The sequence below is a fragment of the Shinella sp. JR1-6 genome, from assembly GCF_004284735.1.
Taxonomy (GTDB): Bacteria; Pseudomonadota; Alphaproteobacteria; order Rhizobiales; family Rhizobiaceae; genus Shinella.
The window spans coordinates 1-9,049 of record NZ_SHMI01000062.1 but is presented as its reverse complement, the minus strand read 5'-3'; the positions used below and the strand labels follow the sequence as shown (position 1 = coordinate 9,049).

At 54.4% G+C, this 9,049-nt stretch carries 12 protein-coding genes; 5 read left to right on the top strand and 7 right to left on the bottom strand.

What is annotated here, in order from left to right; translation table 11 throughout:
* The first annotated feature begins 442 nt into the window (after positions 1-442).
* The 3 genes from EXZ48_RS33460 to EXZ48_RS33450 all read left to right on the top strand — a co-directional run bounded on the left by EXZ48_RS33460 (position 443) and on the right by EXZ48_RS33450 (position 1,972).
* Entirely contained in the window at positions 443-913 is a 471-nt protein-coding gene (locus EXZ48_RS33460) for a fasciclin domain-containing protein (RefSeq protein ID WP_130521327.1), read from the top strand.
* A 7-nt stretch (positions 914-920) separates the two neighbouring features.
* Entirely contained in the window at positions 921-1,166 is a 246-nt protein-coding gene (locus tag EXZ48_RS33455) for a hypothetical protein (protein WP_130521325.1), read from the top strand.
* 278 nt (positions 1,167-1,444) lie between these two features.
* Positions 1,445-1,972, top strand: coding sequence for a lipocalin family protein (locus EXZ48_RS33450; protein ID WP_130521323.1), 528 nt, complete (start codon positions 1,445-1,447; stop codon positions 1,970-1,972).
* Between the two features lie 36 nt (positions 1,973-2,008).
* Here the strand turns inward: EXZ48_RS33450 and EXZ48_RS33445 are convergent, their stop codons facing one another.
* From EXZ48_RS33445 to EXZ48_RS33420, 6 genes are all read right to left on the bottom strand, one after another.
* Positions 2,009-3,556 (bottom strand): cryptochrome/photolyase family protein, encoded by a 1,548-nt coding sequence (locus EXZ48_RS33445; protein ID WP_130521321.1) that lies wholly within the window; start codon positions 3,554-3,556, stop codon positions 2,009-2,011.
* A 47-nt stretch (positions 3,557-3,603) separates the two neighbouring features.
* Entirely contained in the window at positions 3,604-4,311 is a 708-nt protein-coding gene (locus EXZ48_RS33440; RefSeq protein ID WP_245462427.1) for an SDR family NAD(P)-dependent oxidoreductase, read from the bottom strand.
* Positions 4,312-4,349: 38 nt separating this feature from the next.
* A complete protein-coding gene (folE, locus tag EXZ48_RS33435; protein ID WP_130521318.1) occupies positions 4,350-4,958 on the bottom strand; it encodes a GTP cyclohydrolase I FolE in 609 nt (202 codons plus the stop codon).
* A gap of 427 nt (positions 4,959-5,385) precedes the next feature.
* On the bottom strand, positions 5,386-5,691 hold the full coding sequence (locus EXZ48_RS33430) for a hypothetical protein (protein WP_130521316.1): 306 nt from the start codon (positions 5,689-5,691) through the stop codon (positions 5,386-5,388).
* A gap of 34 nt (positions 5,692-5,725) precedes the next feature.
* Positions 5,726-6,709, bottom strand: coding sequence for a TerC family protein (locus tag EXZ48_RS33425; RefSeq protein WP_165909502.1), 984 nt, complete (start codon positions 6,707-6,709; stop codon positions 5,726-5,728).
* A gap of 387 nt (positions 6,710-7,096) precedes the next feature.
* The gene (locus EXZ48_RS33420; protein WP_130521312.1) at positions 7,097-7,315 is read right to left on the bottom strand and encodes a YdcH family protein; all 219 of its coding nucleotides are present in this window, start codon (positions 7,313-7,315) and stop codon (positions 7,097-7,099) included.
* 99 nt (positions 7,316-7,414) lie between these two features.
* Between EXZ48_RS33420 and EXZ48_RS33415 the strand changes: the two genes are divergently transcribed.
* Together EXZ48_RS33415 and EXZ48_RS33410 are read left to right on the top strand one after the other, a co-directional pair.
* Entirely contained in the window at positions 7,415-8,326 is a 912-nt protein-coding gene (locus EXZ48_RS33415) for a LysR substrate-binding domain-containing protein (RefSeq protein ID WP_130521310.1), read from the top strand.
* 168 nt (positions 8,327-8,494) lie between these two features.
* Positions 8,495-8,755 (top strand): hypothetical protein, encoded by a 261-nt coding sequence (locus EXZ48_RS33410; protein WP_130521308.1) that lies wholly within the window; start codon positions 8,495-8,497, stop codon positions 8,753-8,755.
* 27 nt (positions 8,756-8,782) lie between these two features.
* Here the strand turns inward: EXZ48_RS33410 and EXZ48_RS33405 are convergent, their stop codons facing one another.
* Positions 8,783-8,971 (bottom strand): DUF982 domain-containing protein, encoded by a 189-nt coding sequence (locus EXZ48_RS33405; RefSeq protein WP_130521329.1) that lies wholly within the window; start codon positions 8,969-8,971, stop codon positions 8,783-8,785.
* Positions 8,972-9,049 lie beyond the last annotated feature (78 nt).

Here is a 9,049-nt window from a genome sequence, read left to right as displayed (position 1 = left end):
ACTTGCCTGCGGTGTCGCGCAGCCAGCAAAAGCCTGCCTCTCGTCGCCAAAACGTCCGGTGCTATGCATTAAGGCGGTTAGTTGAAAGGTCAAATGGCGAGCGCGCTTCCCCGACATTCTGCTCAGTATGCAACCCGTAATACCACTTAAAGATTTTGACCGATGGTCGCATCATGCCCGAAACTGCTTCAGCACACCGCGAACGTTAAACAGCGCATATTGTGCTTCTCTACGCCGCGAGCACGAGGCGGTACGATGGCCACGGCGCGTCTTCAGGCCTACGAAAGTTGTCGCACCGGACTGTTCCCGTACTTCCCGTCAGAAAGAGTATTGGAATTTCTGGACCCAAGCCATCTTCACTGATCCGATTTCTATAAGTGCTCGTAGATGAAGGTGTTCAAAAACCGCGTATGGCACGCGACAGAGACGGAAGGAACGCATAATGAAGAGACTTTTTCTTGCATCCACACTCGCCCTTTCCTCCGCAGCGTATAGCGCTCACGCAGCTGACATTGTCGACACCGCGCAGGCAAATGGTCAATTCAAGACCCTTGTGGCAGCGGTAACAGCAGCAGGCCTTGCCGACACCCTTAAAGGCGCCGGTCCTTTCACTGTTTTTGCACCGACTGACGATGCCTTTGCGGCTCTCCCGGCTGGAACCGTGGAGGACCTTCTGAAGCCGGAAAACAAGGACAAGCTATCCAAAATTCTCACCTACCATGTTGTTTCCGGCAAGGTGATGTCAAAAGACCTCAAAGACGACATGAAGGCAGCCACCGTTAACGGCGCTGACCTTTCCGTTGATCTGGACAATGGCGTTACTGTCAACGAGGCAAAAGTCGTGAATGCGGACGTAGCAGCCGACAATGGCGTTATTCACGTGATTGACAAGGTCCTCATGCCCCCGATGTGAGGTAGTAATGGCGCCTCGCATTTTAGATACCAAATCTGCTTACGCGGGGCGCCACCATTTACATTGCATTTTCAACTTAAATAAAACGGCTCCTGTAAATATCGCTCGAGAAGGCCTGCAAAAAACTACAGGTATGGAAGCAAACAGAAACCGTTATAAAGTGTCGGAGTCTAAAATGGCCGGCGAAATCAAACCAAACATTATCTATGATGTTGTTGGAAAAGGAGTATTCGTCGAATTCAACGGCCGATAGCACTACCTTGAGGGCCCGTTTCCAAACAAGAAGAAAGCGGAAGAAGCCGTAATGCTATTTTGCAGATCAGCAGGTTGGCTTTCGGTTTCGGAAGATCGCGAGAGACAAGATCATTAATGATCCTAGGAAAAAATATTCCCTTATTGTTCGTAAATATTTTCGAATTTACGGCGTTAATTCTTTATGTTTTTTATCTAATTTATTATAAGGACTACATTAATATAATACCTGAAGCTTAGTGCGCCACGGAGATCATAACCTACACTAGGGAGAACTTCATGAAACACCTCACGCTCGCGGTCGGCACCGCTCTGTTGGCAGCGTTCCTGTCAGGTGGTGGTGGGGCTGCATACGCTGCCCCCAAGGTCGTCAAAGTCGGGCTGGATCACTACCGCGGCACTTGGCTAGAGATCGGTCGCACACCCATGCTCCTGACGGACGGATGCGTCGCGGGTTACTCGACCTACCGACAAGGTAAAGCACCGAACGAGGTCTTGGTTGAGGATGGTTGCGGAATGGAGACGCCGGACGGCCGTCTCAAGACAGTTCGCGGAAACGGCAAGATCCAAGACTTTGGATCGACGAATGCGAAGATGCGCGTTCGCTACCCGTTGCTGATCACGTTCAACTACTGGGTGCTCTACAAATCACCTGACAAATCCTGGTTCATCAGCGCCAATCCATCCATGACGGACCTTTGGATCTATGCCCGTGCCGTCCCCTCCAAGACGAAGCTCGAGCGTATGATAAGTAAAGCGAGCGAACTCGGATATAACGTGCGCAAGCTAGAGTTTCCGCCTCAGTGAGACGTACCGAATGAATCGCTGAAGGATGTCGCCTTTTCAAACCCGTTCACCATCGTCCAGCTTCTTCAGAAACGTGGATGCGCTGTTCCGATACGCCTTCCTTGTTTCAGGGCGCATACGATCCCAAGAGGAGTAAATCTGGGCGAGACGATGGTTTGTGGAGAGGCTATCAGCGTTTCGAACGATGAAATCCCAATACAGGGCATTGAACGGACAGGCGTCCTTCCCGCTCTTCTTCGAAACGTCGTATCGGCATCCGCCGCAGTAGTTTGACATACGTGCGATGTAGGCGCCGCTCGCGGCATAGGGCTTGGACGACATGAAGCCGCCGTCGGCAAACTGACTCATGCCAATGACGTTGGGCAATTCCACCCATTCGAACGCGTCGGCATAGACGGCCAGATACCATTCGTGGACAGCATAGGGGTCCAGGCCCGACAGCATCGAGAAGTTTCCAACGACCATCAGGCGCTGGATGTGATGCGCATAGGCGTGTTTCATCGTCTGCTTAATGACGGATGAAACACAGGCCATGTCCGTTTCGCCGGTCCAGAAAAAATCCGGAAGGGGTCGTTTGGCATCGAAAATGTTGCTCTTCTCGTAGCCCGGCATCTTCAGCCAATAGATGCCGCGGATGTATTCGCGCCAACCGATGATTTGTCGAATAAACCCCTCGACGGAATTGAGCGGCGCGTGTCCCTCCCGATAGGCACGTTCGGCCATCCGACATATCTCTAAAGGATCCAGCAAGCCGATATTGATATAGAAGGACAAGAGCGCGTGGTTGAGGAATGGTTCCTCTTTCAGCATTGCGTCTTGCGTTTTGCCGAAATCGGGAAGGAAGTCTCGAACGAAGGCATCCGCCGCTTTTTGTGCATCGGAGCGGGTCACGGCAAAGGAGAACTGGGCCGTCGACCCCATATTACGCGGAAACGTGCGCTCGACGAGGTCGAGGACATCCCGTGTCACCGCGTCCGGCGGAAAGCGTGGATGCGTTGGACGGAAAAGGTCTGCCTGGGCGGGCTTGCGATTGTCTGCGTCAAAGTTCCACCGTCCGCCTTCCGGATCCTTTCCATTCATGAGGAGACCGGTGCGGCGGCGCATGTCGCGGTAAAAATATTCCATCGTCAGCGCGCGGCGGCTTTGTGTCCATGTCTGAAAGTCCTGTTTGGACACCAGAAACCGGGTGTCTGGGCGAATTTCCACTGGCAAGCCAAACGCAGATTTCCAAGGTTTCATGGCTTGAAGAACGCGCCATTCGGACGCTTCGGTTACGATTATGCGCTTTGGCGATATTGCCGCGACCGTGCGGTCGAGTTCTCCGGTGAACGAACCCGTGTTGTCTAGATCGTCCAGATGGACATATCGGACGTCGAAGCCTTTTTCGCGAAGCTCGATGGCGAAATGCCGCATGGCCGAGAAGATCAGCGCCATCTTCAATTTGTGATGATGTGCATAGGTGGCTTCCTCGATCACCTCGCACATCAAGATGATGTCCCGCCCGGGATCGGCAGCTTCAAGGCTCGAAAGCGACCACGTCAGCTGATCGCCGAGTATGAATATGAGATTGCGGACAGTGCTCATGGGAGGCGACTTTGCAAACCGTGTGGATATGGAGCACCAATCTACGGCTACCAGGCGATGGCGGTTCCGTCATAGGCGAAGAACCCGCCCGTACGGTCCGGCGTCAGACCGTCGAGCATCTCCAGGATGCGGCGCGCTGCATCATTGGGCTCGAAACGCTTGTGCCCCGACGCGAATGGCGCGGACAGGTCTGTTTTAACGGTGCCCGGATGCACGGTGACGAGCAAGGATGAGGGGTTCGTCCGGCTCACTTCAATCGCGGCGGTGTGAACGATCTGATTGAGAGCGGCCTTGGACGAACGGTAGGAAATCCATCCTCCGAGCGCATTATCACCAATAGAGCCCACGCGCGCCGACAAAACTGCAAAGATCACGCGCTTTCGTCGCGCGAGCAACGGAACGAAATGCTTGAGTATCAAGGCAGGTCCTATGGCATTGAGCGCAAATTGCGCCATCATTAAGTGCTGTGAAATTTGACGAAGCGACTTCTCTGGTCCGAGCCCATTGATGGTCAGTGCGCCTGTAGCACAGACGATAAGATCGAATGCCTCCGACTTCATCCTGTCGGCGGCGCGCAGCACAGAATATTCGTCCGTAACATCGAAAGCGTCATCTCTACGCGAAAGGCATTCGACCTTGCCGCAGCCGGCATCCATCTCCAACTGCCAGCGAAACGCCTGACCTATTCCGCCGCTCGCCCCAAGGACCAAGGCGGAGTACCCGTGAGATAATGATCGCATCAGCGTTTCGGTCATTTCACGCTCTTTAGGTTGCAACAGTCACCGTAAGCGTTTCATTTCCGCGCCAGCATCATGAAGCGCGCCTGCCGCTCCGCCGACACATCGAACTGGCCGGTGAACACGGTGGTCAACGTCTTGGCGCCTTCCTTGCGGATGCCTCGCATCGCCATGCACATGTGCTCAGCCTCGATCATCACTGCAACACCCTGCGGCCGGAGGCATTCATCCAGAGCCTTTGCGATCTGCGCGGTCATGGTTTCCTGGGTTTGAAGCCGGCGGGCATAAAGTTCGACGAGCCGAGCCAGCTTTGAAAGCCCGACCACGCCCCTGTCCGGAATATAGGCTATGTGGGCGATCCCATGAAACGGCACCATGTGGTGCTCGCAATGGGAATGAAACCCGATGTCCCTCACAAGAACCATGTCCTTGTAACCAGCTACCTCTGAGAACGTTTTGGAAAGAACATCCTCCGGCACCACCTCGTAGCCGGAAAACAGCTCGCGATACGCCTTCGCAACCCGATTCGGCGTTTCAAGCAAGCCTTCCCGGTTGGGATCGTCTCCGGCCCAACGAAGAAGAGTCCGCACTGCTTCTTCCGCTTCCTCTTGAGTCGGACGATATGCCGCTGACAAACGGCAGCCCTGGTTGGCGACAGCATCCATTGAAATTCTCCATATACATCTCTCCCGTTTTACGCGGATTGGGCTGTTTCGGATCAATGTGTGGACGTACATCTGCGTTGATCTGAGGCTCTCAATCCACGGAATGGCGAAGGCCCTCGTCAAAAACTTCAATCGCGATTGCGTCTCGGTAACCCCCTTGCCAGACGCATGATCGCACAACTGCCAACCAGTGAACCATCGATCGGATTTAATCCGGCTATTCATCTGTCGCAGCCCCGACTGGAGCGGCACATATGCTTGGAGAAGAAGCAGTTTTTCACCGAAAGCGTAGATCACTTTGAACTCAAAAACCGCGTGAAGCTCCAGCAACAATCAAAAGTTTGTGCATGGCGCGATGCCACACCGCGGATTTCGCCGTCAGAGAGCAGCGTGCATTCATCTCCGTTGCGTGTACTCTGCACACGGATCAAGAGCCGCTCACAGCTGACGCATTCAGCGCTCGGATCACGTCAGAGCAGGCCGGATCTTTCCGATCAAGCAAATCCTCTCGACGTGTAAAGCCAACCGAGACCCGGATCGCCGTCGTCGCAGCCCAACCCCAGTCGCTAGTGGCGCGCTCAATCAGCTTCGGTCCTTGCGACGCGATGCAGGCTTGAGCTTGTGCGAGGATCGCCACCGGTTGGCGGGCTGCCCGCACCTTCTCCCCAATTTCGGCCTGCAGCGGATAGACAACGAAGGATGCGACCAGGCTTACGAAAATATCAGAGATCATTGGGCCGTTCTCTTAGCTTTTGATAAAACGATGTTTAAGCAGGATTCGTGTCGTCGCGTGTTTTCACGAGGCTCCAGAACACGCCCGCCGCGATGATAGCGAAGGTAATCCCGAGCGAGAGCGCGGCAGGAAATTTCTCGAGGCCAAGCAGATCTGCGACAAAAATCTTTGAGCCGATGAACACGAGAACGATGGCAAGGGCCGGCTTCAAATATTTAAATCGATGGATCATGGCTGCCAGTGCGAAGTAGAGCGCGCGAAGTCCCAGGATCGCAAAGATGTTCGAGGTGTAGACGATGAACGGGTCTGTAGTGATCGTGAAGATCGCAGGAACCGAGTCGACTGCAAAGACGATATCGGCGAGTTCGACCATGATCAAAGCTAGGAACAGCGGTGTGACAAACCAGGTCAAGCGGCCGGTTAGTGGATCCTGTTTCTTCACGAAGAAGGCCTGACCGTGATGCCCTTCAGTGACGTTTAGCCGCCGGCGAAGGAAGGAAATGATGGGATTGCCAGCCAGCTCCGGCTCTTTATCGCCGATCCAGAACATTTTGACGCCTGTGATGATCAGGAAGGCGGCGAAGACATAGAGCACCCAGGAGAACTGAGAGACGAGTGTTGCACCCACTCCGATCATGATCGCGCGAAGCACGATCACACCCAAAATGCCCCAAAACAGCACGCGATGCTGGTAGATCCGGGGAACGGCAAAGAAGGAAAAGATCAGCGCGATGACAAACACATTGTCGAGCGCCAGGGTCTTTTCCACCACGAAACCCGTGAGATAGTTCATCCCCGATTCAGGACCGAGCTGCCACCAGATAAATCCTCCGAAGGCTAGGCCGAGCGAAACGTAGACGGATGAGAGAAGCAGACTTTCCCTGACCTCGATCTCGCGGCTTTCGCGGTGGAGAACGCCCAAGTCAAAAATCAGGAGTGCAAGCACGATACCGAGGAACCCTAGCCACATCCAGGCGGATTTTCCCAGCCAATCAGCGAAAAGAAACGTTAACTCCACGTGAGAAACTCCAGCCGGCGATCCTGTTTTTTTGAAGTCCGACATCACGAAAGGACCGGCATCTTTCGTCAGAGGGGCCCGGACTGCGATAGGAAATTGAGGGGGATGGGTCCGCTGCTGGGACGAACAAAAGTGTATTCCTGCGTTCGGCGAGCTGACCTTGCCTTTCGCCGAATTTCCAGCTCTTCTCTGATGTGACCCACGCATCGCAGCGATCAACTGCGATAGTCTGGTCAGGACATAGTAGTCTTACTCACACCGACTGAGCGCGTCCCAAATCGTTTTTGAGCGTTCGGTAGCCACTGACGAGCTTGTGAAGAGCGTCGTTAGCCTCTCAAGATCTGTGATCTTGTAGGCTGATGTATTTGTACATTGTCATCCCTTACTCTAGAGCTTGAATGATCTTCGTCTGACGACAGGGATGAGGACCGGTGTGCTCTGGCGGTTGTGACGCTCGATGAGCTCGATCTGCTCCCGGAAACGCAGCTTCAATTTCTTAAGCGCGCTCAAGCGGAGGACATCTGGTGCTGGCCGCGACTGTTCGTCGTCGATACGAGACTGGACATGCGCCTTGCGGCTACGAAGTGACTTCAAGAACTGGTCCATTTGATTTTCCTTTCGTTGACCACACAAACATCGGGTATTCTCTCCAATAGTTCCAATTCATTGTTGCAATTCCGGCGATAGTTCATAACTATAGGAAATATGCCCTACCGCCCTACTCTTCGCCAACTGGAATACATAGTCGCGCTCGATAACTTGCGGCACTTCGGGAAAGCCGCGAAACACTGCCATGTCTCGCAGCCGACCCTGTCCGTTCAGGTTGGATTGGTGGAGAAGTCCCTAGGCGTCACGCTCTTTGAGCGCACACCGAGCAGCGTCATCACCACACCGATTGGATCCGAGATCGCGCGAGGCGCTCGACTGGCGCTTGCGTCGGTCGACGACATAGTCGACAGAGCGGTCGGCGATACGAAAACTCTAGGCGGAGTAGTGCGGCTCGCAACGGCGCCGACGTTCGGTCCTTACTTTCTTCCGCGTTTTCTTCCTGGCCTTCATCGCAAGTTTCCAAGTCTCAAAATCTACATTCGAGAAGACCGCCCGGTCGACATTGAAGACGCCGTGGCGGCGGGTGCGCTGGACTGCGGTCTTGGACCGGCGCCTGAGAGATCGGATTTAAAGTTTCGACGCATTGGGAACGAGAAACTATTCTTAGGCGTGCCCGCAGACCACCCACTTTCGGATAAGCGGTCGGTTGGGATTTCTGATCTTGTCGATGAAACGCTTTTGGCACTCGGCAGTGGTCACAGACTCATGGAAAACGTGCACCATCTGGCAGCAGCTTCGGGCGCCATTGTTGTTGACGACTACGAAGGCACAAGCCTTGATTCCATTCGTCAAATGGTCTCGATCGGAATGGGATGTTCGCTCTTCCCAGAGCTTTACGCACGCGCGGAGTTTAGAGAGGAGGACGATGTGAAGTTGCTGTCAATCGACGATTGGAGCGAGCGGCGTGAGGTAGGATTTTATTGGCGAGAAAGCAGTGGGCGTCAAACGCACTACGAGACGTTGGCAAACGAGGCGGATGAGGTTTCGAAAAACGTTGGGATTGCCTGAGCATAGTGTATTAGCCGCGAGCTACAACGCTCCCGCCAAGATAGTTCGCGAGATCAATGAAAGACGAATTGCGATCGTGTCCCATAGAGTAGTGTAGCTGGATTTCATGGCTGTCTATGATTGCGGGTAGGGTCTAGTTGCTCATGAGCAAGCTGAGGAACAACATCGATGACTGACGACATGATGAACCTGCGATCACTCGATCGGAAGAGCGCCGAAGCTGATTTTGCGGCGCGAGATCATCGGCTTGGCGATCGCGGGCTGGAAATACGGGCGGGCACCATCGCGCCGCGCAGTTCGAACCTTCGTACCGGCGGCTATGTCCGAGGTTGCTCGGCCCGCCAGGTTGCCGAAAAAAGACCTAACGGCGGTCACCCCAAGGGGCCTATATCCAAGGCGTTTCGACCCGATCCGTCGATGATCCGGTAAGGCATGGGGATATCGGGCATCCGCACCTCATCGAATATGAGGACCGCGGTCACGCCGTCGTCGGTGCGCGATGACAGGGTCACCCGAGGGTACCAAGAGGTCGTGTTTCTCGGCAAATGCAGCATAGAGACCGCGAGCGATCTCCACCTCCACCTCCCCCCGCATTGCTGCGCGGCATGCGTTCAGCGCTATCGTGTACGAGGCATCCTTGTTCAGGTGTAAGCGCGATTTTCAGGTCCTGCCGTTGGATGAGGTTGGGTCGGCTTGTGTCCATCATGGAGGTTATGGACACAA